The sequence below is a fragment of the Metaplanococcus flavidus genome (assembly GCF_042675885.1).
Lineage (GTDB): Bacteria > Bacillota > Bacilli > Bacillales_A > Planococcaceae > Planococcus > Planococcus flavidus.
In genome coordinates, this window is record NZ_JBHTKI010000012.1 from 61,167 (window position 1) to 87,326 (window position 26,160).

32 protein-coding genes are annotated in these 26,160 nt (G+C 46.2%); 9 read left to right on the top strand and 23 right to left on the bottom strand.

Going from position 1 to position 26,160, the window contains the following annotated elements:
* Window positions 1–131: 131 nt before the first annotated feature.
* Window positions 132–1,661: a murein hydrolase activator EnvC family protein gene (locus ACFQ1X_RS09210; protein WP_144839989.1), complete on the top strand. Its 1,530-nt coding sequence runs from the start codon at window positions 132–134 to the stop codon at window positions 1,659–1,661.
* 550 nt (window positions 1,662–2,211) lie between these two features.
* Here the strand turns inward: ACFQ1X_RS09210 and ACFQ1X_RS09215 are convergent.
* The 4 genes from ACFQ1X_RS09215 to ACFQ1X_RS09230 all read right to left on the bottom strand — a co-directional run bounded on the left by ACFQ1X_RS09215 (window position 2,212) and on the right by ACFQ1X_RS09230 (window position 5,306).
* Complete coding sequence (locus tag ACFQ1X_RS09215; protein WP_144839987.1) at window positions 2,212–3,864, bottom strand: b(o/a)3-type cytochrome-c oxidase subunit 1; 1,653 nt, start codon at window positions 3,862–3,864, stop codon at window positions 2,212–2,214.
* Between the two features lie 2 nt (window positions 3,865–3,866).
* Complete coding sequence (locus ACFQ1X_RS09220) at window positions 3,867–4,334, bottom strand: cytochrome c oxidase subunit II (protein ID WP_144839985.1); 468 nt, start codon at window positions 4,332–4,334, stop codon at window positions 3,867–3,869.
* 21 nt (window positions 4,335–4,355) lie between these two features.
* Window positions 4,356–4,478: a cytochrome C oxidase subunit II gene (locus ACFQ1X_RS09225; protein WP_144839983.1), complete on the bottom strand. Its 123-nt coding sequence runs from the start codon at window positions 4,476–4,478 to the stop codon at window positions 4,356–4,358.
* A gap of 153 nt (window positions 4,479–4,631) precedes the next feature.
* Window positions 4,632–5,306, bottom strand: coding sequence for a Crp/Fnr family transcriptional regulator (locus ACFQ1X_RS09230; protein ID WP_144840117.1), 675 nt, complete (start codon window positions 5,304–5,306; stop codon window positions 4,632–4,634).
* A gap of 223 nt (window positions 5,307–5,529) precedes the next feature.
* Between ACFQ1X_RS09230 and ACFQ1X_RS09235 the strand changes: the two genes are divergently transcribed.
* On the top strand, window positions 5,530–6,012 hold the full coding sequence (locus ACFQ1X_RS09235) for a universal stress protein (RefSeq protein WP_144839981.1): 483 nt from the start codon (window positions 5,530–5,532) through the stop codon (window positions 6,010–6,012).
* Window positions 6,013–6,344: 332 nt separating this feature from the next.
* A complete protein-coding gene (locus ACFQ1X_RS09240) occupies window positions 6,345–6,752 on the top strand; it encodes a hypothetical protein (RefSeq protein WP_144839979.1) in 408 nt (135 codons plus the stop codon).
* Between the two features lie 55 nt (window positions 6,753–6,807).
* Here the strand turns inward: ACFQ1X_RS09240 and panB are convergent, their stop codons facing one another.
* Window positions 6,808–7,644: a 3-methyl-2-oxobutanoate hydroxymethyltransferase gene (gene panB, locus ACFQ1X_RS09245; RefSeq protein ID WP_144839977.1), complete on the bottom strand. Its 837-nt coding sequence runs from the start codon at window positions 7,642–7,644 to the stop codon at window positions 6,808–6,810.
* Between the two features lie 739 nt (window positions 7,645–8,383).
* Here panB and ACFQ1X_RS09250 point away from each other — a divergent pair.
* Both ACFQ1X_RS09250 and ACFQ1X_RS09255 read left to right on the top strand, forming a co-directional pair.
* The gene (locus ACFQ1X_RS09250) at window positions 8,384–9,043 is read left to right on the top strand and encodes a hypothetical protein (protein WP_144839975.1); all 660 of its coding nucleotides are present in this window, start codon (window positions 8,384–8,386) and stop codon (window positions 9,041–9,043) included.
* Between the two features lie 18 nt (window positions 9,044–9,061).
* Window positions 9,062–9,607, top strand: coding sequence for a TlpA family protein disulfide reductase (locus tag ACFQ1X_RS09255; RefSeq protein ID WP_144839973.1), 546 nt, complete (start codon window positions 9,062–9,064; stop codon window positions 9,605–9,607).
* Window positions 9,608–9,725: 118 nt separating this feature from the next.
* On the opposite strand, the gene ACFQ1X_RS09260 is transcribed toward ACFQ1X_RS09255, so the two are convergent.
* From ACFQ1X_RS09260 to ACFQ1X_RS09270, 3 genes are all read right to left on the bottom strand, one after another.
* Window positions 9,726–10,274: a GNAT family N-acetyltransferase gene (locus ACFQ1X_RS09260; protein ID WP_144839971.1), complete on the bottom strand. Its 549-nt coding sequence runs from the start codon at window positions 10,272–10,274 to the stop codon at window positions 9,726–9,728.
* Window positions 10,275–10,356: 82 nt separating this feature from the next.
* Window positions 10,357–10,887, bottom strand: coding sequence for a DinB family protein (locus ACFQ1X_RS09265; RefSeq protein ID WP_144839969.1), 531 nt, complete (start codon window positions 10,885–10,887; stop codon window positions 10,357–10,359).
* On the bottom strand, window positions 10,888–11,424 hold the full coding sequence (locus ACFQ1X_RS09270) for an N-acetyltransferase (RefSeq protein ID WP_379082244.1): 537 nt from the start codon (window positions 11,422–11,424) through the stop codon (window positions 10,888–10,890).
* 242 nt (window positions 11,425–11,666) lie between these two features.
* Here ACFQ1X_RS09270 and ACFQ1X_RS09275 point away from each other — a divergent pair, with 242 nt between their 5' ends.
* From ACFQ1X_RS09275 to ACFQ1X_RS09290, 4 genes are all read left to right on the top strand, one after another.
* Complete coding sequence (locus tag ACFQ1X_RS09275; protein WP_144839967.1) at window positions 11,667–11,978, top strand: hypothetical protein; 312 nt, start codon at window positions 11,667–11,669, stop codon at window positions 11,976–11,978.
* Window positions 11,979–12,096: 118 nt separating this feature from the next.
* Window positions 12,097–12,615: a sigma-70 family RNA polymerase sigma factor gene (locus ACFQ1X_RS09280; protein WP_144839965.1), complete on the top strand. Its 519-nt coding sequence runs from the start codon at window positions 12,097–12,099 to the stop codon at window positions 12,613–12,615.
* Window positions 12,608–13,939, top strand: coding sequence for a DUF4179 domain-containing protein (locus ACFQ1X_RS09285; protein WP_144839963.1), 1,332 nt, complete (start codon window positions 12,608–12,610; stop codon window positions 13,937–13,939). The genes ACFQ1X_RS09280 and ACFQ1X_RS09285 overlap by 8 nt, the downstream gene beginning before the upstream one ends.
* 97 nt (window positions 13,940–14,036) lie before the next feature.
* On the top strand, window positions 14,037–14,768 hold the full coding sequence (locus ACFQ1X_RS09290) for an SDR family oxidoreductase (protein WP_144840116.1): 732 nt from the start codon (window positions 14,037–14,039) through the stop codon (window positions 14,766–14,768).
* A gap of 310 nt (window positions 14,769–15,078) precedes the next feature.
* Here ACFQ1X_RS09290 and ACFQ1X_RS09295 read toward each other — a convergent pair whose 3' ends face one another.
* The 15 genes from ACFQ1X_RS09295 to ACFQ1X_RS09365 form a co-directional block, all read right to left on the bottom strand.
* Window positions 15,079–15,504 carry a DUF4064 domain-containing protein gene (locus ACFQ1X_RS09295; RefSeq protein ID WP_144839961.1) on the bottom strand — a complete coding sequence of 142 codons (426 nt, stop codon included), beginning with the start codon at window positions 15,502–15,504 and terminating at the stop codon, window positions 15,079–15,081.
* 39 nt (window positions 15,505–15,543) lie between these two features.
* On the bottom strand, window positions 15,544–16,500 hold the full coding sequence (locus ACFQ1X_RS09300) for an ABC transporter permease (protein WP_144839959.1): 957 nt from the start codon (window positions 16,498–16,500) through the stop codon (window positions 15,544–15,546).
* Window positions 16,493–17,413, bottom strand: coding sequence for an ABC transporter ATP-binding protein (locus ACFQ1X_RS09305; RefSeq protein ID WP_144839957.1), 921 nt, complete (start codon window positions 17,411–17,413; stop codon window positions 16,493–16,495). The genes ACFQ1X_RS09300 and ACFQ1X_RS09305 overlap by 8 nt, the downstream gene beginning before the upstream one ends.
* 223 nt (window positions 17,414–17,636) lie before the next feature.
* Entirely contained in the window at window positions 17,637–18,047 is a 411-nt protein-coding gene (locus ACFQ1X_RS09310) for an HIT family protein (protein WP_144839955.1), read from the bottom strand.
* A gap of 11 nt (window positions 18,048–18,058) precedes the next feature.
* A complete protein-coding gene (locus ACFQ1X_RS09315) occupies window positions 18,059–18,820 on the bottom strand; it encodes a metallophosphoesterase family protein (RefSeq protein WP_144839953.1) in 762 nt (253 codons plus the stop codon).
* A gap of 54 nt (window positions 18,821–18,874) precedes the next feature.
* Entirely contained in the window at window positions 18,875–19,501 is a 627-nt protein-coding gene (locus tag ACFQ1X_RS09320) for a class I SAM-dependent methyltransferase (protein WP_144839951.1), read from the bottom strand.
* Between the two features lie 112 nt (window positions 19,502–19,613).
* Window positions 19,614–20,108, bottom strand: a complete 495-nt coding sequence (locus ACFQ1X_RS09325; protein WP_379082252.1) for an NUDIX hydrolase — start codon at window positions 20,106–20,108, stop codon at window positions 19,614–19,616.
* A complete protein-coding gene (locus ACFQ1X_RS09330) occupies window positions 20,105–20,953 on the bottom strand; it encodes a hypothetical protein (protein WP_379082255.1) in 849 nt (282 codons plus the stop codon). Before ACFQ1X_RS09330 ends, ACFQ1X_RS09325 begins: the two co-directional genes overlap by 4 nt.
* Window positions 20,950–21,519, bottom strand: a complete 570-nt coding sequence (locus tag ACFQ1X_RS09335) for a GNAT family N-acetyltransferase (protein WP_144839947.1) — start codon at window positions 21,517–21,519, stop codon at window positions 20,950–20,952. Before ACFQ1X_RS09335 ends, ACFQ1X_RS09330 begins: the two co-directional genes overlap by 4 nt.
* 2 nt (window positions 21,520–21,521) lie before the next feature.
* Window positions 21,522–22,034 (bottom strand): GNAT family N-acetyltransferase, encoded by a 513-nt coding sequence (locus ACFQ1X_RS09340; protein ID WP_144839945.1) that lies wholly within the window; start codon window positions 22,032–22,034, stop codon window positions 21,522–21,524.
* Window positions 22,035–22,046: 12 nt separating this feature from the next.
* Window positions 22,047–22,622 carry a nucleotidyltransferase family protein gene (locus ACFQ1X_RS09345; RefSeq protein WP_144839943.1) on the bottom strand — a complete coding sequence of 192 codons (576 nt, stop codon included), beginning with the start codon at window positions 22,620–22,622 and terminating at the stop codon, window positions 22,047–22,049.
* A gap of 27 nt (window positions 22,623–22,649) precedes the next feature.
* Window positions 22,650–23,189, bottom strand: a complete 540-nt coding sequence (locus ACFQ1X_RS09350) for a GNAT family N-acetyltransferase (protein ID WP_144839941.1) — start codon at window positions 23,187–23,189, stop codon at window positions 22,650–22,652.
* A 100-nt stretch (window positions 23,190–23,289) separates the two neighbouring features.
* The gene (locus ACFQ1X_RS09355) at window positions 23,290–23,733 is read right to left on the bottom strand and encodes a DUF4181 domain-containing protein (protein WP_144839939.1); all 444 of its coding nucleotides are present in this window, start codon (window positions 23,731–23,733) and stop codon (window positions 23,290–23,292) included.
* Complete coding sequence (locus ACFQ1X_RS09360; RefSeq protein ID WP_144839937.1) at window positions 23,726–24,022, bottom strand: hypothetical protein; 297 nt, start codon at window positions 24,020–24,022, stop codon at window positions 23,726–23,728. The genes ACFQ1X_RS09355 and ACFQ1X_RS09360 overlap by 8 nt, the downstream gene beginning before the upstream one ends.
* Before the next feature lie 50 nt (window positions 24,023–24,072).
* On the bottom strand, window positions 24,073–25,728 hold the full coding sequence (locus ACFQ1X_RS09365) for an FAD-binding dehydrogenase (protein ID WP_144839935.1): 1,656 nt from the start codon (window positions 25,726–25,728) through the stop codon (window positions 24,073–24,075).
* Window positions 25,729–26,160: the final 432 nt, after the last annotated feature.

Consider the following 26,160-nt stretch of genomic DNA (forward strand, 5'->3'; position numbering starts at 1 on the left):
GGTTTAGAGCTGTTATAATGAACGTGCTGCAATAATAAGGCATCAAAATCTTATCCAAAAAAACTATTTGACAGTATTATATAGATTCATTAAATAGAAAGAGACCGTATATTCGAAAGGGGAAAAACAACTTGAACTTGAAATCAAAATGGATGCTATCCGGTATTTCATCTTTACTGGCCATCTCAATCTTATTGCCAACTAATAACGCCACTGCGAATACCTTAAATGAACTCGAACAGCAACAGCAGGAAGCCGAGCAGAAAAAGAACGAATTGAACTCGGGAATCATTGAAAAAGACAAGGAAATCAAGGTAACGAAATCCACTTTGGAGACAATCCTTGGTAAAATCGAAGAATTGAACAATAAAGTCAAGGAAACTGAAGGCAAAATCAACAGCGTCCAGGCTGATATCGACCAGACAAAAGAGGAAATCGAAGAATTGAAAAATTCGATCGAAGAATTGAAAATCAAAATAGAAGAACGTACTGAATTGCTTCAAGACCGTGCACGCGCGATTCAAAAAAGTGGCGGATCTGTCGACTACATAGATGTACTTCTTGGCGCCAGCAGCTTCATTGATTTCATCGACCGTTTCTCAGCAGTCAGCACATTGATCGATGCCGACCGCGAAATCATGAGTGAACAGGCTGAAGATAAAGCATTACTGGCAGAGCAGAAAGCTTCTGTCGAAACAAAATTGGCGGAGCAGGAAGCACGCAACGCTGAACTCAAAGGTTTGAAAGCAGACCTTGATGGCCAGAAAAAAGAACAGGGTGTTCTGGCTGAAGAATTGAAAGCAGAACAAAAACGCCTTGAAAGCGAAAAAGTTGTTTTGAATGAAGAGTATTCAGACGTTATCGAAGTCAGTTCAGAGCTCGAAAACCAAATCGTTGCTGAACAAGAGCGTATTGCTGAAGAGCTAAGAAAAGCTGAAGAAGAGCGCCAACGCAAACTTGCAGCCGAGAAGGCAGCGGCTGAACAAGCGGCAGCTGAACAAGCAGCGGCGGCAAAGGCTGCAGCTGAGAAAGCAGCAGCTGAGCGCGCGGCTGAAGAAAGAGCGGCGGCTGAACGTGCGGCAGCTGAAAAAGCAGCAGCCAAAAACGCAGCTGAAAGAGCGGCGGCTGAAGAAAGAGAAGCAGCGGCAAAAGCTGCAGCAGCTAAGAAAGAAAAAGCGGCAACTTCACCGGTATCCAACTCGAACTCCGGATCTTCCGCTTCAGCACCAGTAGTGTCAGCTCCGGCACAAAGTTCAACCTTTATCACTCCGGCTTCCGGCCGTTACACTTCTAAATTCGGCTGGAGAAATATCGGAGCTGGCCCTGAATTCCATCAGGGTGTAGATATTGCCAACGGTGTCGGCACAACGATTAAAGCAGCAGCTAGCGGTAAAGTATCAAAGGCCGGCTGGATGAATGGTTATGGTAACGTAATTATCATTACCCACTATATAAATGGCAGAACATATGCGACAGCTTACGCTCACCTAAGTTCCATTGAAGTTTCTGCAGGACAGTCTGTTTCACAAGGTCAAAGAATCGGCGGAATGGGTAATACCGGACGTTCTTTCGGATCCCACCTGCACTTTGAAATCCATGAAGGCCTATGGAACGGTGCACGTTCAAATGCAGTAAACCCTGCAAAATATATCTCTCTATAACGCCTGACAGCCTGCGCATCATTTGATGTGCAGGCTGTTTTTGTTTTGATGAAAGACTGGTTTGAAAAAGGCTTCGCGGATGCGAAGCCTTTCTTTAAGGGATTGGAGTTTTTGGGTTTCGGGTATGGGACTAATCCGTTTGGTTGTCGGGAATAGTGCTGCTGGATGCTGGATGAATGAAAAATTAATAATTTTCATATATAAATGTCATTTTGCACACAAATTCTGTTTACCGCACACAAATCTTGATTACCGCACATAAAACCCGATTATCGCACACAAATTCAAAATATCGCACATAAAACTCGATTATCACACACAAAAACTTAAAACCAGAAAAACCTCCCCCGCTGTCACTCTCCAAATAGAAAAACTGGCTGTTTTTCAGCAGCCAGCTCTTCTTAACCCTTTAATTTTTCCGTATTAATATGCCTACGGGGTAAAATCGCTTTATTCCTCGTCGGAAACACTTACTTCAACTAATATCGCTGTAAACAGGATGAAAATCAGCATCATGGAAATGACCATTGTGAACATAATTATTCAACTCCTACCAAGTTTTGAATCCTTCTGAACCAGGTGGTGCGTGCATGATCATGGAAGAAAGCGGAATCGCGTAGGCGATGATGATCAGGGCAAAAGCAATGCCGATCCAGATCCACCAGTTTTCGAGCCATTTCGGTGTGTTCGATTTGTCGCTTTCGGCCATTGGGAATTCGACCTGGTCTTCCACTTTCAGCGCTTTCGGTGACAGGAACATCGACATGACGACGATGTAGATCAGGATCATGGCGGAGACGAACAGGATGCTGCCGCCGACAGCCATCGTAACGTGGCTCGTCAGGATGCCGTCGAACCATTCCATCGCGCTCGGGTGGTTATTGTAATTGGAATATGCCGTCCGGCGCGGTGCACCAAGGAGGCCCAAAATGTGCTGGGCTGTCGACATGAGCAGCATGCCGACCGACCAGGTGATAATCTGGACGAATGCCAGGATCTGCATGGATTTTGTGAACTTGCGCCCCGTCAAATACGGGATGAGCCAGAATGTGAGGCCCATGAATGTCATCGCAACCGGCGTACCGACTGTGATGTGGAAATGCCCGACAATCCAAAGCGTGTTATGGACGACTTCATTCAACTGGAAACTTGCGTTGATGATACCGCCCGCTCCGCCGGGAATAAAAAACGCCATTGCGACAAAAATGGATGTGAAACGGACGTCTTTCCAAGGCAATTTCCTGAACCAGCCGAACAGGCCGGTTGCCCCTTTTTTGCGTCCGGAAATTTCAAAGTTCGCGAACATCGTGAATGCCGTCATCAGTGACGGAATGATAACCATGAACGTCAGGACGACCTGCAGGAATTTCCAGAAGTTCGAGATACCCGGTTCTGTCAACTGGTGGTGGAAACCTACCGGAATCGAGAACAGGATGAATAAAACGAAAGCAAGACGTGCCAGCGAATCACTGAACACAGGGACGTTCAAAAGTTTCGGCACGATGACATACCATGCGATATAAGCCGGCAACAACCAGAAATAGACTAGTGGATGTCCGAAAAACCAGAACAGCGAACGGCTGAGTTCAACATTGATAGTATCAGTCCAGCCGAATGCCCACGGAATATATTGGAACAGGACCGTTGCCACTACTCCGAGGCACGCAATCAACCAAAGGATGATCGTTGTGATGGTCATGAAAGCGAATAACGGGCTTAATTCGCCTTTATTGTTCTTGCGCCATACACGGTAATGGCCGATCAATGCAAAACTTGAAATCCAGGTACCGACGACGAATAGCGCCAGACCGACGTAATACCAGCCACTGGCCATCAGTGGCGCATAAAATGTATAGAGAACGGAGGCTTCGCCGATGACGATCATAACAGTCGCCATAACCGTTCCGATCAATGTGACCCAGAAGCCGATCCAGGACACGAGTCTTACTTTCGGTCCGAATGTGCCGATGCTCTTGCTCATACCGGTAACAAAAAATGCAAAGATGAAAAAAGTCGTATAAATAAGTGCGAGCAGCACGCCGTGTGCCGTTAAGATTTGGTAATAATCAAGCCATGCGGGCAACGCCAGTTTGTCGTTGCGGATGAATACCTGCAGCAAGCCCATCAAGGTTCCGATCAGGAAAGCTATGTATGCAACGCCGATATACCATAATGCCAATTTGCGATCTTGCAGAGCGATCATGCTTAGTGCACCTCAATTTCTGTAAACATAAAATGGTGGCCCGTTCCACAGTATTCATTGCAAAGGATCAAATACTTACCGGGTTTTTCGAAAGTGTAAGCACGTGTCGTAATCTGTCCGGGAACGACCATCATGTTCACTTTCGTGTCATCGATCGTGAAGCTGTGGACGACGTCCTTGCTCGTCACTTTAAAAATGATTTCTTTTCCAGCCGGCACTCTGAGTTCCAGCGGTGCATAGCTGAAAGCGCTGGCGACAATTGCCACCTGGTAGGTGTCTTCATCAATCTGCGTCACCCCCGGGTTATCAAATGGCGCTGTCTGGTCAACTTTCTTCGGGTCGATCGTGTCCGTGCCGCCGGACGGATGATGGTCATGCGAAAAAGCGGTAACGCCCACAATACTTAAAAATACAATTAAAGATATAATTCCAAAAACCAGCCAAATCTTTTCAAATTTATGCAAATGCATTTCAATATTCCCCCTCTGTCCCTATCTGCCCAAATACATAAGGTACACAACAACCCACATTACGACGATGATGACACCGACTACCATGACACTGGCAAATGTCCCCCGTAGGTCCAATTCGTCGTGCTCATTTTTTTTGCTCATCCATTTCACCTCTTACGTCATTCGTTCTATAGTGTCAGCTTATGCTTTTACTCTTCCAGACATTGTGATAAATATCACACTCGGACATTTTTTGGCGCAAGTGTCAATTTTTGGACAAAAAAAGAAGCTTCCCCGTCTCCGGTTCAGCTTCCTTTAATCGATTTTACATAAATAGATTGGACATTCTTCACAATTGATTTCGTCTTTTAACCGCGGAATTTGGTGGATGATGATTTTGCCTTCCTTCATCGAGATGATTCCATCCTTCTTCAAGTCGCTCAGCATGCGGTTCACCACTTCGCGCGTCATACCGCAGAAATTGGCCAATTCCTGATTGGTCAGCACCATATCAATCAACACCCCATCCGCATGTGTCTCCCCATAGCTGTTGCTCAGCCGGATCAGCGTCGAGTAAAGCGCGCCTTTTTTCCCGTGCAGGAGAAGGTCGCGGAATTTCGTCTGGGTTTTCTGCTGATCGATGCCTGTCCAACGCATGAAAGAGATTGCCAGATTTGGGTACCGCTGCAACGCTTCTTCAAGATCTTCGATTGCTATCTTGAGGCATATGGTATCTTCGAGCGCTTTGGCATCCAGCCGGTATTGGGAAGGTCCTGAAAACACAGTGATTTCCCCCACCATCTGATCTTTTCCGCAAAGCTTCAAAGTCAGTTCCCTGCCTTCCGGGGTCACTTTGCCAATCTGAACTTTTCCCGCTTTTAACAGGTATATCCCTCTGATCGGATCACCTTCCCGGAACAGGTAGCTGCCTTTCTCGTATTTTCTTTTGGTGTGGCGGATTGTTTCAAGATCCAGCAAGGTTTTTTTCATATCGATTTCCACATTTAGTCTATTCATGCAGTCCCCACTTTCCAAAATTAAGTTTATTCAAGAATATCATAAAAACGATTTGCAAACTCTAAAATCAGAGATTTATTTCCTATTAAAACGAAACCTCAGTTTGATTTATCGATAAATCTTTACCATTGTAAGCAGGGAATTACAAAACGCATAGAGAATTCACTTATTACTAGAGATTTAAGGAGGAGATTGGATGACCCTGAAGTATTCTCATATATTAGTGGCTGTTGACGGCTCGAAACAAGCCGAATGGGCTTTCAAGAAAGCTGTAGGCATCGCGCTGCGGAATCATGCGGTGCTGAATCTGGTAAATATTATCAACAATCAATCCTTCGGCATGATAGAAGCTTATGACCGGAACAGCGTGAAAAAAGCAAAAATCATTGCGAGAGAGATTATGAAAAAGTACAAAGCAGAAGCAGAAAAAGCCGGTGTGGAAGAAGTCAATACGTTTGTCGAATACGGGGTACCTAAACAAATGATTCCTAGGGAATTTGCTGAACGAACCAGTGCCGATCTCATCATCTGCGGAGCAACCGGACTGACTGGAGCGGAGAGAATTATTATGGGCAGCATTTCTCAAAGCATCGTGCGCTATGCGAAATGTGACGTCCTCGTCGTACGGACCGAAGAAGAATCGCAAACAGATGAGTCTGCACCCGATTTTTCGATTTGAATAACACAAGCCGGTTCCTGTTTAATAGGAAGCGGCTTTATTTTTCGGTGAATTTTATTTTGATCTTGCTGTGTGTAAAGAACCATTTTATTATATTCAGGTTTAATCACGTATCATACTTGGATATTAAATGTATAGAACAGAAAACAATTTGCGTTTCTGCTTAAGGGAAAAATTTTAATTTTACTATTATTCAAATTCATTTCCAGCAGACTTCGGACAGGATGACACAGACAATTGCGCTGGTGGCAACGTCGGAAAGAATCATTGGATTCTTTTGGGCGTTTTTTAGTGACTTTATTTACATTAATATACTGAAAGAGGTGGGTTATATGAACCAGTTACAAGAAACAGCCAACGAAGTATCTTCCCTTATGGATGCGGACATTGAAATTATTGGAAACACATGCCACGTCAAAAAGAAAAGACGTTTGGATATCCATACCGATCAAACCAGTTTTTCCTGCTTGCTGGAATTGGATATCTCGTTCAAAAATTTGAAAGAAAATGAGCATGCCTTAAATAGAGCGGAAATTCTTTTATTACCAGAAGAACTGCCTGCATTTAACGTTGCCTGGTCCAGTTTCGATCGGCCGCTGCCAGTAAATTTCAAGCAACGCTGTGAAAAAAATCCGAATATCGTTTGCCTGCACCTGGAGACAACGGAATGCCCGCGAGATTTTGCTGCCCGCCTGTCAGCCGCTCTCCAGGCATTGGAGCCGCTTGAATCGGTCAGTTGAAAGAACATGAAAAACCGGATCCCTTATCTGAATGGGATCCGGTTTTTCGTCGTCTTCAGGATTTATCGCCGTATAATTGCTGGAGCTCTTCTTCTTTCATCGTAAAACGGTGTTCTTCGGCTGGAAATGCGCCGGCCTTCACTTCGCTGACGTACGCGCTCAATCCCTTTTTCATGACTTCGCCGGCTTCTGCATAAGAACGTACAAATTTCGGAAGATGGTGCGAGCCGTATTTGACAGTATCGTGGTACACCAGCACCTGGCCGTCCGTTTCACTGCCGGCTCCAATACCGATGACCGGAATCGATACCGCATCTGTCACTTCTTTTGCCAATTGATATGGGATGCATTCCAGCACCAGCATAAATGCGCCTGCCGCTTCACATGCCTTGGCGTCTTCAATCAGTTTTTTTGCAGCATCCGCCGTCTTGCCCTGAACTTTAAATCCGCCAAGTACACCCGCCGTCTGCGGCAATAAACCGAGATGTGCCACGACAGGGATGCCGGTACGTGTCAGCAGTCGAGTAACGTCAACAACTTCATCAGCGCCTTCAAGCTTCAGCGCTTCCGCTCCAGTTTCCTGAAAAATGCGAACCGCCGTTTGAAGTGTGCGGTCAATGTCACCGTGGAATGAAGCAAACGGCATGTCGACTACAAGGAATGTATCCTGTGCTCCGCGCCGTGCGGCTTTGCCGTGATGGATCATGTCTTCAACTGTCACTTTCACTGTCGAGTCATAACCAAGTACGACCATTCCGAGCGAATCCCCGACAAGAATGAGGTCCATGCCGGCTTCTTCGGCGATTTTTGCCGACGGATAATCGTAAGCCGTCAGCATCGCAATTTTCTCACCTTCTTTTTTCATCTTCATAAATGTGGCTGTGTTCTTCATCTTTTTTCTCTCCTTTTCAGGAAGAAAACCGAACATAAAAGCCTTCTGTTCCAGAAATGGACAGAAGGACAGGATTGTCATCAGCTGGTTTCCTCCGTCCCTGTCATTGATTGATCAAGGCAGAATGTATTTATTTGGCTGTGCATTTGTCATGCCGGTGCAGTTCCATGCAGATACCACCCTCACCCCCACTATAGCAGAAGCTGTAATAGTCTGACAATATTTCCCGCTCACTTGTGTTGATACTTATTGCAGACAGTAGACACAGCTTTTAAGCAGAAAGCATTATTTTTTCTCGGATACCCTGTATAGTATATGGTATGTAAGTTGAAGATAAGAATTATATTTTAACTATCGCTTTGGCGCTCTGGACAAGGGCAAAGATTATGTTCCTGAGTAAGCTCGTCGCAATAAGCTGAGAAGAACACTCGTCTTTTGCTCTGGAGGCTCGCCGGCGCTGAGCGAAATCTCTATAGATATGGAGCAAAACAGCGAAGACGCCCAGGGGAGCAGGCGAATGCCGACGAAGTGCAAGATCCACTCGGACGAAGTGAAACGAGACCGAGTTAGCTCAGCGCAAGCCAAGAGTTGGCCGTAGCCTGCAAGGCCGGCTCTTTGCGACGAAGCAGCGCAGCGATGCAGGAGCACGGGTTTTGGCAAGCGAAGCTGTTTTGCGGAATATCGACTACTACAGATTATAAGTTTAAAATATAAAGATAGAATTCTGACGGAGGTTCCCATGGCAATCATCAGCAAATTAACCATCATATCCATACTTGTAATCAGCTTTGCGCTGGCGTTTCTGGCCTTTTATCTGATAAGCCCTTTGTCCAAGGAGCAACGGAAGGAGCAGATTGGCGAAATCATATCGCAGTTGATCAACTTCGTATTGTTTCTGTGGCTGGCGAAAATTTTGCTGAACCTGCAGTTATTTGTCCAGGACCCGCTGGCTGTACTCGCTTATCCGAGCAATTCGGAAGCCTTTTACCTGGCGACACTGTTTACCGGTGTTCTGCTTTTTTATAAAAGGAGGCAAAAAAAGATCACCGGTGTTTTGCTGGCACATTCTTTTTTACAGGTATTTTTGGCCGCTTCGTTCTTTTATGAATTTATTCAATTTGTGTGGCGCGACAATCCATTTTCGTTTCATTACCTCATCGTTTTCGGCGTTTTATTGGCATTGTTCCATCTTTTACAGGGACGAGCCAAGCCGCAGAACCAAATCAGCATTGTGCTCGCTGTTGGCGCTGCCGGATTCTTTGCCATCAATTTTATGCTGCCGTATCTTACTTTGTTCGGCTATATCATGGAACCGTGGTTTCTTGCTTTGCTGCTTGCCGCATGTTTTGGGCTGCTCATCAAAGACCCGCAGGACGAACCGCATTCCGAAACACATTAACTTCTTGGAGGCATTTCAATGAAAAAGGCATTATTCTTCACTATTATCGGCGCCATGCTGGCATGGGCCATTTATGATTTCACATTGCCTGGCAACAGTTCTGATAATCCGCAGTCAGCGGATTCCGGTGAAGCTGTTGAAACCGGACTGGCGGTGGGCGAAACCGCACCGGATTTCACGCTCCAGACCCTTGATGGCGAAGAAGCATCACTGTCGGACTTCCGCGGCAAGCCGGTTTTCGTCAATTTTTGGGCAACCTGGTGTCCGCCTTGCCGCGCTGAAATGCCCGACATGGAGAAACTTTACGGCAATATGGATATCGAAGTGCTCGCCGTCAATTTGACGGATACGGAAAAGAGCGAAGGAGACGTAGCATCATTTGTGGAAGAAACAGCTTTGACTTTCCCCATCCTGATGGACACAGAAGGTGAACTTTCTTCTGCTTACAACGTGAAGGCTTACCCTACGTCATACCTGATTGATGGAGATGGGATGATCAGCTTTATCGCATATGGCGCTATGAACTACAACCAGATGGTGCAGGAATTCGAAAAAATGAAATAGAGTTGAGCTGCTTCCAGAATATTTCCCGGGAAATAATTGCAGATTGGTTCCCCTTAATACACTAAATTGCTGAAAAAGCCGAAGCCTTTCCACGGGCTTCGGCTTTTCTTCTCATTTTTCACTTCATAACCGCTTGCCCAGCAGTCCCTAACCACTCATCCTCCAAAATCGCCATTTCCCATAGACTCCAGTACTCATCTCCGAATTTCTGGTGATCCCGCATCAAGCCTTCTTTCTGAAATCCGGCTCTTTCATAGCAGGCGATAGCTGGTTTATTGAAATCAAAGACACCCAGCGTTACACGGTGAAGCTGAAGTTCATCAAAGGCAACTTTCAGCACCTGCTGCATCATTTGTTTGCAGACCCCTGTCCCCTTTGCATCCTGATCGCCAACCAATACGCGGCCGATCCGCGCAGAACGATTGTTCATGTCGATTCGGGTAAGGGAAATATGGCCGATCAACGCTTCCGTTTCGGTATCAATCACACTGTAAATAAAAGACGCCGAATTTTTCCCGTTTGCGCCTTTGAGATATTCCTGCAACTGAAGCTTGTTTAACGGGAAGACGAAACTTGGCCCTCCCCACTGGAGCATAAATTCAGGAGTCTCCACCCAATCAATCAGCTGCTTGAAGTCAGCCGGTTCAAAATAACACAACTTAATCATTGATGCCACTTCCTCTTCAGTAAAATCAGATCGCCGTCTTACTTTACCCGTTCCTGATTACATCTAAAAGAAGGTTTTTCATTTAATCCTTCCTGTTTCTTTTCTTCAGTCCCCGTTTCAGCATTCGAATCTGGCCGCGATGGCTGATTTCATCTTCGAGCACATGGAACCAAAGATAGTAATTATTGTAGATGACGCCATTTGGCCAGGTATTTTCTTCAAACAGCCAGGCTTCGTCCCTGGACTTCAGCTGCTTCAACGTTTCACGGCGGACTTCCGCCAGTTCTTCCAGGTAATATTCCAGCGGCTGCCCTTTGATATCCCGTCGTCCTTCTTCCCCAAGATCCACTGCAGAACTCCATTTTTCCATTTCTTCTTCAGAGAACTCCCGCTTTTCGAACGAAATCACCTGATGAACCTTTTCAATCGAAGCGATATGCATCAGCAATGCGCCTATTGAGTTGCCATCGCGCGTCTGCAAATGATCCAGATCCTGTTCGCCCATCCCTCCTATTTCCCACAAGGTAACTGCGCGAGCGTGCTCGAGCATCGAAACCAGTTCCCCAATTTTATCGGCATAGCCTTTTTGCGCTTTGATGACGTAATCGATCATTTATTTCATCTCCTCAAGATGTGTAATTGTGAGCAGCCGAGGCGTTTTCTCGGGTTCCGTTCTGTTTCTGTCTGCCACCATTGTCTGAAACTTCGCGAAATCGGTTTTAAATTCCTTATCCTTCACGAAACTGAAGTTTTCATAGAGATGAATTGCACGTTCGTTAAATGCAGCGACGGTCAGCCGTAAAGGTTTTTCCGGCTGCAGCTCGTGAATCTCCAGCCTGATAAAGTCGAAGAACGCGTTTCCTTTTCCCCTCCCTGTTTCTTTGGGCTCCATGCCAAGGCCGAAATCGATGAACCCTTCGGGATAAGCCCCTACTTTTCTGCCAGCGGGAACCTGGGCCGACTTTCCGGTGCAATAAAAACCGAAGAGATTCCTATTTTCATCCCGAACCGCCCTGTAGGTGCCATCCAGGAATTCGATCAACGATTCTTCGGTCATTTCATTATTATAGAAATCATAGGGATATGGATATCGCCAGTTCAGGATTTCAGCGGCGGCCACGTTAGTCATTGGTTCTGCAGTAAAATTCATGTTTGCACCTTCTTTTATAATGGCAATCGTTTCGAAGTGTTCCGCGAAGCTTTTTGATTGCTGTGTAGGTAAATTTTACCGTTCAAACGCTTCATTTACAATAAAAATTCGGAATATTTGTACTAATACACAATTATACATCACTATTTCCCTTCAAATGAGGTAAAATGAATTTATTACAGCAATGCCTACGAGGAATCCAATGGCAGATTCTAAATTGATTTTTTTGGGGGGACATGCGGATGGATGTGGATACGGTTCTGAATCTGTACATTTTCTTTCTGGCCGCTGCAGCTGTCATGTGTATGGTGATTGCCTGGTTCGTCACCAAAATTTCCGAGAACCTTTTTATCGGCTTTATCAGTATTTTCATCGCGAGCCTTCTCAGCCTGATGCTGATTTTCGGCTGGTTTCAGTCTATGACTATCGGAACAGCGGATGGGAATATCCACTGGGTTTTCAGTTATGGGCTGGTGCTTCTCCTTTATCCGGTTTACCTCTTCATGAATTGGTTCATCCTGAAAAGAGCCCGGGGTGTCCGGACTGAAGACTAGTATTGCCCCGGTTATGGAACCGGGATTTTTTTTATGCGTATAAAAGAATTTATTTCTTATGAACTTTTTCGGCTTTGCCATGTCTAATGTATAACCAGAGAGAAATGAGGTGTTGGGTGTGGACGAAGTCGAAGTCGCCCGAAAAGCGATAAATGGTGACGAGGAAGCATTTGTCGCTTTGATGCAATTACATAAAGAAGCCTTGCTGCGGACGGCTTTGGCTTTTCTGAAAAATGAGCATGATGCGCTTGAAGCCCTGCAGGAAACGACCTACCGCGCATTCAGGAAAATTCATACATTGAAAGAGCCAGCCTACGCGAAAACCTGGCTAATCCGCATCACCATTAACTATTGCCAGGATCAATTGAAAAAAGACAAACATTACGTGAGAGATGGAGAATCCGCTGAGTCTACGGTTTCCCTCGACTCCACCCAGCTGGAATTGCAGGAAGCGTTGAGCACGCTGTCTGCTGATGAGCAGCACTTGATCCATATGAAATATTTCCAAGGCGTCAAAATCAAAGAAATCGCCGCCATCGAGAAGATTCCGGAAGGCACGGTAAAATCGCGGCTGCATAAAACGCTGCGGACGCTGCGCAGCCATTTCGAAGGGAAAGGAGAGATGGATAATGTATGAGAATGAGGAAAAGAAGTTGAATGATTTCAAAGATCGCCTTCAGCAGATCCCTCTCCCTTTGGAAGCCGCGGACGGGGCAATCATTCAGGGATTGGAACGCGCCAAACGCGAGAAGATGCAGAAGCGAGTAACGCGCAAACGAACGCTTTGGAGTTTGGCCGCGGTGGCTTTGCTCGTTTTAACTTTAGCTGCGACGATTCGGGTATCCCCCGCTTTTGCCAATGCGGTGGCGTCAATTCCCGGCATGGAAAAGTTTGTGGAATTGATCCAAAATGACAAAGGTTTGAATGCTGTTTTTGAAAATGACTATTACCAGCCAATCGGCGAGTCACAAACAGTTGGCAGTGCGACGCTGACGATTGACGGGGTTATTTTGGATGAGTCGGGGATGAATATTTTTTATACGATCCAGTCGGCGGTGGAGATGGAGGATATTGTCATCGATACGCCAGTGTTGGAGAACCAGCAGGAGATTCCTCTAGGCGGCATCTCGTATAATCATCCAGTGACCCAGGAAGACTCGCCAAAAATCTATACGGATATATTGGGATTCAACTTTCAGGAACCAATGAAATTTGATAGCCTTGATTTCATCCTGGACTTGAAAGTTACCGTGGACGGTGAAGATTTTGATTTCTCTATGCCATTCACAGTACCTGAAAATGTCGAACCAAGTGTCACTTATGACATGCATCAAGAAGTGGAAGTTGAAGGGCAAAAATTTAGCGTTGAAGAAGTGACCGTTCACCCTTTGCGTGTCGGAATTAAGATTTCATTTGACCCGAATAATACGAAAAAGATTTTGCAATTTGAGGATATGCGCCTTGAAGATGAAAACGGCGAAGTATGGGGTTCGATTTTAAATGGCCTTTCCGCAACCGGGGACATCGATGAAGGTGAAATGATTTTTTACCTCCAAAGCAATTATTTCGAGGCGCCGGATGAACTATATTTGCGCATCAATAAGATGCAGGCGGTGGATATAGAAGATTCTTATTTCCTGGTCGATACTGATAAGAACCTATTGCTTCACAGCCCGAAAGATGGCCGATTGGAGCTGATCCAATCCAGCCGTACGGGATTCGAAATGACATTAAAAATAGATTCAGAGGATGGGTTCCCTTACGGACTCGACAGGAAAATTTCAGATACCAATGGTGAACCAATGGTTATGCAATATTCCGGACTGTCCTCACCTCAAGAGGGTGTGCAGTCGATTAGCATCGGATTTGAGGGCAACGGCTACGCCAACCCGGTGAGAGTTGATCTATTCGCCTACCCCAACTACATCAATGGAGACGTTAAAATTGAACTGAAAAAATGATAAGCGTACACTAACAGGCAGGGACCTCTTGAAGGTTACCTGCCTGCTTTATTTTCATAAGAGGCAATTCAGCATACAGAAATGGAGTGGATCGATGATGGAAAAAACAGCAATCATCACCGGGGCCAGCAGCGGCATCGGACAAGCAGCAGCTAAAGAACTAGCGAATAAAGGATTTTCCATCATGCTGGCAGCGCGGCGTGAAGACCGCCTCGTCGAGTTGAAAAAAGAAATCGAAGATGCCGGCGGACGAGCGGCGTATAAAGTAACCGACGTCACATCAGCCGCTGAAATGAAAGCGTTGGCGGAAGCGACCATCGAGCAGTTCGGAGGGATTGACGTCATGCTCAATAACGCGGGTTTGATGCCGTTGTCATTCCTGAACAAATTGAAGATCGACGAATGGGATCAAATGGTCGACGTCAATATCAAAGGCGTGTTGTACGGCATCGCGGCTGTTCTTCCACACATGGAAGAGCGCAAGGAAGGCCATATCATTAACATTTCTTCCGTGGCTGGACATGATGTCACAAAAGGCAGCGCCGTATACAGCGGAACGAAATTCGCGGTGCGCGCAATTACGGAAGGCCTTCGCCAGGAACTCGATCCGGCGATGAACATCCGCGCGACGATCGTGTCACCGGGTGCGGTGGCGACGGAACTTACGGAAACAATTACCGACGAAGACATTCTTTCCGGATTTGCGAGCGGCCCTTCAATGGAGTTTCTGCAGGCGGAAGATATCGCACGCGCCATTGGTTATGCAGTCGAACAGCCTGCGCATGTCGATGTGAATGAAATCTTGATCCGCCCGAGACAGCAGAAGTAATAGCGAGCCCCCTGGAAAATTTATTTTTCCAGGGTTTTTTTTGCGGAACGCGCATAAGTATTTTTAAACGCGCGTATTTTTTTCTAATCGCGCGTATTTTTTTCTAATCGCGCGTATTTTTTTCTAATCGCGCATAACCTCATCTAATCGCGCGCAAGCCGGGATTAATCGCACGCAAATCATTTTAATCGCACGCAACCTGAAGTTAATCGCACGCAAGTCCTCCACCACAACATCTCCGCCTCTCCCCAAGCCCCAAAAACAAAAAAAGAAGGCTTTTCGCTGAGCGAAAAGCCTTCTATCTTAACAATTACATTTCAAGTGTAGTTTTCGGCTTGCGCACAAGGCAGAGGATACCCGCAATCAGGTAGAATAGCCCGGCCGGGATTCCAACGCCCGCTGTAATGATTGAGACGATTACCGCAGTTGCGATGAAGATGATTCCAGCGATGACCGGCTTCCTATTGCCTTTCAGCAAGACCATTGCAACGATTCCCAAGACAATTGCAGCGATAGATGAGATTAATAATACCCAACCGCCGGAGCCGAGGAAATCCATCGCCATTTCAAATTCCTCCATTGAGAATTCAGTGGTTGGATCGCCTGTTTCAGTCATTGATTCTTCAACTAGATCTCTATTATCCTGCAACCACAGGAAAAACCCGCCAATTGCTGCTGAGAGAGCGAATCCAAGCGCCCCGATAATCCCTAATACTACTTCTGCTGTACGTTTCATTTTTATTCCTCCTAAAATTTTTCGTTTGCAATAATTTTCCTAATTCCCTGCTACGTCACGTCTCGTAAAGGCTGTCCAGGCCGCTGCCATGAAGATGACGAAGTAAACGACCAGTACAACGATTGAGAAGGTCAGCGACATCCCCGGAATCATCGGTTCCATGCCATTCGTATACTGGTTCAGGTTCGTGTTGGCGAATAGAATGTATTTTGACCATTCGTATTCAGATAGGAACACGACAATCGTGTTGCCGGCCATCATCAGGAAGATCGCCAGGCCGATTGCCATTCCGCTGCTTCTGAAAATAGCGGAAATCATGAAGGCAAAAGTCGCCATCATCACAAGCGTCACGAGGCTGAAGCCATAAGATTTCGCAATTTCACCCAGTACATCGTTTTGCACATAACCAGGCATCATATCCTGAACCACCACCGGATTCAAACCGTTCAGTCCGAACAGGATGGCGCCGACAATCCACGAGGAAAGCAGCAGGAACACGAGTAACGAAAAGGCGAAAATGAGGACAGACACATATTTGGACACGAGAATCTTTGTCCGTGATATCGGACGGATCAGCAATAATTTGATCGTCCCCCATTTAAATTCATTCGAAATAATGCCGGCCGCCACAATGATGGTAAACAAGCTGATGATCGACGTCAGGAAGCTGTTTTCGAGCACATATTCCCAGCCGTCATAAGGTGTCGGTTTGATATTGTTTTCCAAATGATAACTGTTTTCTTCAATAATCATTTCATTCATGAAGCCGCCAAATTCTTCGTCTTGCATTTCGGCAGTCAGCTGTGCATTTTCTTCCTGCAATTCAGTCTGCCAGTTGTCACCGTATTCCTTGAATTCGGATTCTGCACTCGTGAATTTTGTGATAAGCCCGCCGCCGATCGCAATGACCAACAGGACTGCAAACATGACCCATGTCCCTTTTTTGGCATACATTTTTATCTGTTCATTCCAGATTAAGTTCAATAAGTTACTCAATGGTATTCTCTCCAATCAGGTCAAAGAATTTATCTTCCAGCGTCGCCTGCAGGACGCGCACACCGTAAATACTGATTCCCTGCTCCATCAGATTTCTCAGGATTTGAGGAATCTCTTCACGTTTGACCGACATGGAAAGTTCCTTGGTGCCGACTCCGACTTCATTCTCCAAGTGGCCATCGAGGTAGACTTTAGCCGTGTCCATCGGCTCGACTTCGATATAAACCTCTTTCAGCGCTTCCTCATTCTCAACACTTTTCACTTCTTCGATGGCAATCAACTCACCATTTTTGATAACGCCGATCCGGTCGCACATCAATTCGATCTCCGTCAATAAATGACTTGAGACGATAACCGCAACATTTTCCTGTTCCGCAAGATTGCGTATGTATTTCCGGATTTCTCGGATTCCCGAAGGATCCAATCCGTTTGTCGGTTCATCCAATATCAGAATTGATGGTCCGTGAAGAAGAGCCTGTGCGATGCCCAGGCGCTGGCGCATACCAAGTGAATAGCGTCCCGCTTTTTCGTGAATGGCCTTTTCCAGTCCGACAAGAGCCACCACTTCTTTTATCCGCTCATCTGTAATGCCTTCGACCATCCGTGCATATTGCTTCAGGTTTTTCCAGCCGCTGAGGAAGGGATACATTTCCGGATTTTCGACGATTGCACCCACATGTTGGATAGCACCTTTGAAGTCCGTTTTGATGCTTTTGCCTTCGATCAGCACATCCCCGTCTGTAATGTCGATCAATCCGACCATCATCCGGATCGTCGTCGTCTTGCCCGCTCCGTTCGGCCCCAAAAATCCGAACACTTCACCTGCTCTGATTTCAAAATCCAATCCTTTGATAATCGGCTTCTTGCCGATCGTCTTTTTCAAATTCACCAATTGCATAGCCGGCTTTGTCATGTTGTGCACCTCCGAATTTTACTTTCCACTCTTCTTTTACGATTAAATTGGAGAAAAGTTCCCAAATATGGTAATTAAAATAAAAATTCTTTTTTATAAAAGAAATTTAAAATTTCACCAATTATTACTTTCAACCATAGAATAGTAAAAACTGAAAAGCACATGCCGGAAAATGGAGATATGCTCTGGTGGTGACAGTCACCCTATGGAATTCAGAAAAAAATCAATCCTTCAGCTGCGGCCGCTTGTTTTCCGGCTTTTTGATCCAGTGGCGCAGCCCTTTACCGGCGTAAGGTTCGTCATTGTAACGTGGAATAATATGAAAGTGACTATGCTGAATCGATTGATTTGAGGCTTCGCCGACATTCCAGCCAAGGGTGAAGCCATCAGGGGAATATTTTTTCTTCAGGTATTCCTGTACCTGCTGCATTAGCTCATACGTATCATTCCATTCTTCTTTTGTCAGTTCGAATGTATTTTCCCGATGACTTTTCGGAATGATGATACCGGAACCTTCCAATACTCCCTGGTGACGTTCATGCTGCAGGAAATAACAGGTATCGTTTTCAAATAAGATATGCTGATTCGGATCTTCTGTGAAGTTACAGTATGGACAATTCTGTTGGAAATTCATTCATTATTACCCTATTCTTCCTTAAGTGCACTACTCGATTGGCCACCGTGGAAAATGCGCAGGATGAAATCCCGCTCCGGCACCTGAAGCTCTTCGTATGCTTCAAGGAATATTTTATTGTCGTAAACAGCTTGTTTAATCTCCACATCAAAACCGTCATTCTTCGCTTTGATGACGGCATATGGCGCTTCGGATTTATGATTGCAGCCGAGAGCTCCGGGATTCAGATAAATCGTCCGGTCATTCTGGAAGAAATGCTGCGGGTGATGGTGCCCGAAACAAATCAGGCGCTCATTGTGGCCGCTGAACATCTTTTCCGCATTGTCGAGATCCGGCTCGACAATCTGCGAAAACGGATCATCGCTGATCGGCGCTTTCACTTTCCGGTTTTCCATATGGTAATGGGTGAAAAGGACACGATGCCCATTGAATTCTTCTCGAATGACGCGCGGCAATTTCTCGAGTTTTCCGATATAACCGGATTCCAGATTGTCCGCTATCCACTGGTGATGCGCGAGTACGTGCAGATGGCTTCTCGGGTATTCCCGGCCGGCAGCAAGCGCCAGTACGGCTTCATCATGGTTGCCGGTAATCATCGAAACATCATCGCGACCGAACAGCAACTCCAGCACCCGATTCGTTTCATGGCCGATGGCAATCATGTCCCCCAGGCAATAAATATGGCTTATATCCCCGGCCGCATCAATTTCAGCAAGCACCGTTCTCAAAGCCTGCGCGTTGCCGTGGACATCCGTTATCACAGCAAACTTCATGGCTGGATTCCTCCGATTTCTGTCGATGTTCTGTAATGACGAAAAGTAAGTATTTTATTTCGATAAAATAATGACGCCGCCGCAGTGAGAAACCGGATGGAATTCACTGGTGCAACTATTCCCGAGAGCTCTTTCAAATTCATCATAAGCGAAATAAAATTCATCTTCATCCCAATATTTAAAGTTGTTCAAGCGGCATTGTGCCAGGCCTTCCCGCGTCCGGAATGCGATGTCGCCGATGAAAATCCGGCCATCCGGCTTTAACTGTTCCAGTAAAATTTTGATAAACACCACTTTTTCCTCATCCGTCAGATGGTGCAGCGCGTAGGTGCTGATAATGGTATCGTATTTGCTGTTGGCCGCTGTTTCCGGCAAGCCTTTCGTAACATCCCATTGCATCAGCCGCGCTTCCGGCATTTTCTTCCGGGCGATGGCAATCATCTCTTCGGAAAAATCGATGCCGTCGATTTGATGGCCGCGCTCATACAGTTTGGCCGCCAGTACGCCGGTGCCAAACCCGATGTCGAGTACAGCAGATCCTTCTTTTTGCATCGCTTCATTAAAAATTAAATTAAGGATTCCCTTGTATCCCGCAAACGGATACTCGTTATTTTCTTCGCTCAACTGAACGGTACGGTCGTAATCATTTGCCCATAAATCGAACCCTTGCTTACTCAGCATATAGTCTCCCCCTGCAATTTCTATTACCTAAATTTCAACATATTCTTATCAGTACAGTTTATTATGGCGCTCATGGCAATAAAAGCAGTTTGTCTTTATTCCCCTGCGTCAGCTATTGACGCTGTTGCACTAAATAAGCTTCGATAAAATTCCGGTAGGACTGTGATAAACCGGAGGGAAGTTGATCAAATGCGTAAAAGCGCAAGTCCTGGGTCTCGTCGGGATTGGGCTCCATATCGCCACTGTAATCCTTGGTGGCATAAACGGCCGTTACCGAGTAAAATTCGTCGCCATTCGACACTTTCATGTAATACTCGGGTCCTGAAAAAACTCCCACCAACTCCAGAGTCGTGACTTTTAATCCTGTTTCTTCCTCAACTTCCCGCGCCGCTGTTCCTTCCAGGCTTTCGGCAAGCTCCATCAACCCACCAGGCAACCCCCAATTTCCGTCAATCCGGTGCTGCAGCAGGACTTCATTCTGTTCATTGATGATCAGCACCACTGCCCCTGGCAAAATCAGTGGGCGATGGCCGACAAACTTTCTAAGCTCTTTGAAGTATTCCATCATTTCGCCCCCTTTGGTGACAGTCACCCGTGCAATTTTCATTCCTCTTCATAGAGCCAGTGTTTAACTGACTCCTGAAAATCCTCTTTTCCCCAGTGCAACAGAGCTTTCAATTCACCCATGTTTTCAATTAGACTCTGGAACAGATTATTTCCCAGGAAATAACCAAATCTTTGGAAGCCAAAACGCTTGCCACCATTGATTGAAAACCATTCCTTGAAAATGTCTGTCGAATTCAATTTCAGGTAATCCTCCGCAAATGCGCGTTTTATTTCCGTGGTATTCTTTTCGGCATAGCGGAGCCATTCCCTTTCCTCATCGTTGAAGGAGTAATACATTGCTGCATCCATTCCGGTTGCGGTCTTTCTTGAGAAATGAATTGCCACTCCTTCCTGGTAAAGCCAGTTCAACGGGCTGGTCCATTGGATTTTCGTCCAATCTGTGCCTGCCCCGTCAGAAAGTATGTGATGCGCTGCATGGCCAAATTCATGAGCCGCAATGACCCGCAAATGGTCGGGTTCGGGAGACAGCTTTTCCAGGGCGAAGCTGATATTCGGAATAATTTCCCGATATGTATAGGCATTAGATCCGTATCCGCCGACCAGTAAATTGACATCGATGGGGAACTTAATGCCATAAAGACGTTCATAAGCTTTGGCAATTTCTTCAATAATCGCCGGCAACCGCCACCTTGCCGCTTCAATTCCTTCAATTGACAGCGGATATTTACCGAGCGCCAGTTGATGGCGCTCTTCTGTATTTTTGCAATGATAAGTGAAGTACTCTTCGAAAATCGCCGGATATTTCTCATAATATGTTTTTAAAAACTCGATCGTTCCGTCATAGTGTTCCAAAAAATATCCCGCTGTATCCACGACTTTCATCATTCTATCGCTCCGTCCTGTAATTTCCCTGTCTTCCATTCCGGTTCAAGAAGAGAAAAAATCAGCGCGTCGTGCGATTTGCCGCGCTGGTATAGATAACCCCGCAGCGTTCCTTCTTCTTTGAACCCAAGTCCTTTCAACATACCGCTCGAAACCTCATTGGCCGGATAGGTCACGGCCCCCATCCGGTAAATCCCCAATTCTTCGAAGGAAAACCGGAGCACTCCGATCACTGCTTCTTTAGCCAGCCCTCTGCGCCAGAATGCCGGATGCAATTCATAGCCGATCTCCGATTTTTTGGCTTCCAGGTTCAAGTTATTCAGCCCTACTGTACCAATAAATTTACCGGTTTCTTTTACTTCAAGACCCCACCGGTAGCTTCGCTGGCTTTCAAATCCGAACTGAAAAGCAGCCACCATTTTTTCCGCAATGAGCCGATCTTCCAGGCTGTCCATTCCGTAATATTTAGTCACTTCATCTTTCGACAGTATTCCAAAAAGAGCATCGATGTGTTCGGGCCCAATTTGAATCAAACGGAGCCGAGCTGTCTCCAATACCGGGAATTTCATACTTATCCCTCCTCGTGAATTGCATAAACACATGCAATTCTGCCTGATACCAGACTCTTTTTGTCCAAAACCATCCCGCAATTTTCAGCGACTTTCCGCGATCCTTTATTGTCAGGATGAATCAGCGAGACGAGCCGCTCTTTTCCGAGTTTTTCGAAAGCATAGTCCCGGAGTGTCCTTGCCGCTTCTGTCGCATAGCCTTGAGACCAATATTCTTTTGCAATCCAATAACCGATCTCCCATTCAGCTGCTCCGTCCACTTCCTGAGATACCAGCCCAGCATGGCCGATTGGTTTTCCGTCGCTCCTTCGTACGAGCAATAAAAGGCCGGTTTCAGAATTTCTCTTATACCCTTGATATACCCAATACAGAAACCGCAGCGCCCCCTCTTTATCGCGCGTTTCACCGCTGCCGATATACTTCATCACTTCAGGATCCGCTGTCATCGCCTTCAAAAATGGAAAGTCCGCATCCTGGTAACGACGAAAGATTAATCTTTCGGACTCGATTTTCATGTCTTCACCTTCTTATAACACGTCTTTTGTTGAATCTATTGTTAGCTTTGGCCACTTTTGAGTCCAGTCTTTCGAAAAGATGCGTTGCCTGTAGGTCTTCATCAGACGCTCATCACTTTTAAAAGCTGGGGTCGGTTGCACTTTCATTGCCAATAAATCTTTCAACCCGTGTGGAGCCGTCAATTCCAATTCACTCCTTGCCCCTAGCTTAATGCCCAGCGCTGTAGCCGTTTCCGGAAATCGGGAGATAGCGTCGACTGATGACAAATAAGGATGCAAGTCATTGAGCTTATGCATTCTCGCTTGATTTTTTACCGACCACGGCATGCCGGGCATCAGTAAATCTAATTGGCTTTCATATCTCTTTTCGATTTCTTCATCCATACTATTTTTATCATAATAAATGACGTCAATATCCCCTAAAGGGGTTCTTTTACTGTATCCATGCAGCGCATCCCAAACTTTGGAACGCACAAAACCTGCGCAAATCCACCAATCCGGCAATTTGAGCGTCTCAGCTGTACAGAGTATTTTCATCATCCATTCGTCTGCAGCAATAGCTGACAAAATTTCTTCTTTATTTTCCATACAACATCTCCTGTTTCAGCAACGGCCTTAATCGTCTTCCGGATTAATGATGGCCATCACGACATGGTCCTGCCATTTGCCGTTGATCTGCACATTTTTTCTGGCAATTCCTTCCCGTTCGAACCCCGCCTTCTCAAGCACACGGAGCGACGGTGCATTATGCGGCATGACACCCGCCTCAATCCGGTGCAACCCCAGCTCCTTGAATGCATACTCCACCATCAGCCGGATGGCTTCTGTGGCATAGCCTTTGCCATTGTAGTTTCTGTCGACCGCATAGCCGATCATTGCGCTCTGCAGTGGACCGCGGAAAATGCGAAATAAATTGATGGTTCCTACCAGTTTACCGGTATCGTTTTCAAAAATGCCGAAATTATATTCCCTGCCGGCTTCCCGGTTTTCCGTACTTTGTTCAATCACTTCCTGCTGCATCAATAAAGTATAAAAATCATCGCTGTTGATGACCGAAAACTCTTCGAAGAATTCTTTATTATCTATTTCCAATTGCAATTTATCTTGTGCATCTTTCAACATTAAAAAATGCAGTTGGACCTTCTCGCCCCGCATTGTCCCACCTTCTTCCTGCAATTCATTCAGACAAATTCTTATTAAATGGACATAAAGGTGTTTCACGTGAAACATTTTTTAAGGTGGCTTTCGTATTTTATTAATATAAAGGAATTTCGGGAAACAAGGTTCCTCCCAGAATCAGGACAGGAATGATGGTCAAAGGAAACTCCAAAATTGTATAAAGATGATCTCCCGGATTTTCGGCGTATCGCTTCTCCATATAGGCCTGGTACAGAGCGCTCATCAGTGCAGCGCCAATCGTAGCGACTATTGGATACAACGGGCCATTTTCATACCCATACGCCAACGCGGCCACTAAGAAGACGGCCCCTGCTATTCGCAGATAGAAATCGACTTTTTTATGCCGGTCATTGACGTAACGGCTTTTGAAGAGCTTCCGCTTTTCTACACCCAATAACTTCCGTAAAAACAGATCGACCAGATAGATGATCGATATTGAACCCGCAATAAACAAAGTGAATCTCCATCCAAAAGATTCCGGCATCAAAGGACTTGCAAAGCTGAAGTAGATATCAAACATGAAGTTCTTCCTCAATTGCCGGCTTGGATTTAAGCAATAAAACAAAAGAAACCAGAATGGCGATCAACAGGCCGCTGCCTGCAAAAATCCCTCCCAAAACAAGAAATTGATTGATGCCGGCTTCATAAACCATATTGTACTGATCGGTGTCCATGCTTCCGAATTGCCGGTTAATCTCGGCATCTGCCAAAGACTGCCCCCTGGAAACGCTATTGAAAATCATGACCAAGCCGATAATCAAGCTTGCTGTTGATATTGCATACGTAAACCTAAGATAATCTTTATTCATCCAATCACCCCTTCCATCAATTTTACAGAAGTCAGAAACCAGCCAGAATTTCAGCTGCTGAATTCTGCCGCTGCGCGCCCAGCCACTCTGCCGGAAAACAGGCAGCCGCCAAGAAAAGTTCCTTCGAGTGAGCGGTAGCCGTGCACTCCGCCGCCGCCAAAACCCGCGACTTCGCCCGCGGCATATAAGCCTATGATTGGCTCGCCCGCCTCATTAAGGACGCGTGCACTTAAATCTGTCTGGAGGCCGCCGAGCGTTTTGCGGCTGACAATGTTCAGCCGCACCGCGATGAGTGGACCGTTTTTCGGATCCAGTATTTTATGCGGTGATGCGACGCGGATCAGCCGGTCTCCTCTGTAATTTCGGGCACCGCGCAATGCCGTCACCTGAAGGTCTTTCGTAAATTTATTGTCCAATTGGCGATCGCGCGCAATAATCTGTTGTTCAATACCTTTCACATCCAGCAAATTTTCGCCGGTGAGATTGTTCATGCCGGCAACCAGATCCTCCAAATTCTCTGCGACAATAAAATCTTCGCCTTTGTCCATAAAAGCCTGGACCGGTGCCGTTGCTCCTTTTTTGATGCGCGACAGCACCTGCCGAATGCTTTTGCCCGTCAAATCCGGATTCTGTTCAGAGCCGGACAGAGCAAATTCCTTCTCGATAATTTTCTGTGTCAGAATGAACCATGAATAACTATAGCCGGTTTTCTGGATTGTTTCCAAAGTGCCCAATGTGTCGAATCCCGGGAAATTCGGCGCCGGGAACCGTTTGCCTGTGGCATCGAACCACATGGAAGACGGTCCTGGCAGAATGCGGATGCCATGACTCTTCCACACCGGATTCCAGTTTTTAATGCCTTCGGTGTAATGCCACATGCGGTCGCGATTGACGAGGCGGCCGCCTGCCTGCTGCGTGATGCCGAGCATTCGGCCGTCGACATGTTCCGGTACACCGGACAGCATATGCTGTGGCGCTTCGCCGAGCCGTTCCGGCCAGTTTTTCCGAATCAATTCGTGATTGCCGCCGATGCCGCCGCTTGTAACAACGACAGCTTTTGCGTTATATGTAAAATTGCCGATTTTATTGCGTGAACTCACTTCTCCTCTAGCCGCGTCGCTCGGTTCCAAAATCGAACCTTGGATTCCTGTGACGCTGTGGCCTTCGGTTAATAAACCGTCCACCTGGTGGCGCGGAAGGTAGTCGATGAGACCATTTTTCATATGCTCGCGGATGCGGCGCTCGAACGGCTCAACTATGCCCGGCCCCGTGCCCCACACAATATGAAAACGCGGCACCGAGTTGCCGTGACCTTCAGCAAGATAACCGCCTCGTTCCGCCCAGCCGACGACTGGAAAGAATTTTACGCCCAGATCGGCGAGCCAGCGACGCTTTTCACCAGCTGCGAAATCGACATAAGCCTTCGCCCATTTCAATCCCCAATAGTCTTCGTCGCCGGTTCGATCAAAACCCGCAGCTCCTTGCCAGTCCTGCCACGCGAGCTCTTTGGAATCCTTGATTCCCATGCGGCGCTGTTCCGGCGTATCGACCAAAAATAATCCGCCGAATGACCACCACGCCTGTCCGCCGAATGACGCTTCGGGTTCCTGATCCACCAATAACACTTTCCTGCCGGCATCCGCCAATTCCACCGTTGCCGTCAATCCAGCCAATCCGGCTCCCACTACGATCACATCGAACTCCATCCCCGTTTCCCCCTTGTTGATGCTTTTTCTGTCTTAATCGTATCATTTCAAGATGGTAAATTATAGTTAATTGTTTTTGTTTTCTGACAATGAAAGCTGCATTCTAACTTTAGGAAATATTATCCAAAATTAATTTCACAGAGCTCCCCACTGTGCTTTTATTGCGGAAATTTTGCGGAACGCGCATAAATCTTTTTAATCGTGCGCAAATTTTTTTAATCGCGCATATTATTTTTTAATCGCGCATATAAATTTCTAATCGCGCATAACTTGGGGTTATAGAGAAAGTGACCAATGAATGAAAAAATAAAAGATAATATTTCCATCGGATTGCGCCTCTTCCCTCACTATCCCCCTAAATTCGAATCCCCAATTTGAAAAAACCTCCACAACTGCGGAGGTCTCCTTACAAACATCGGGGCTTTCGCAGAG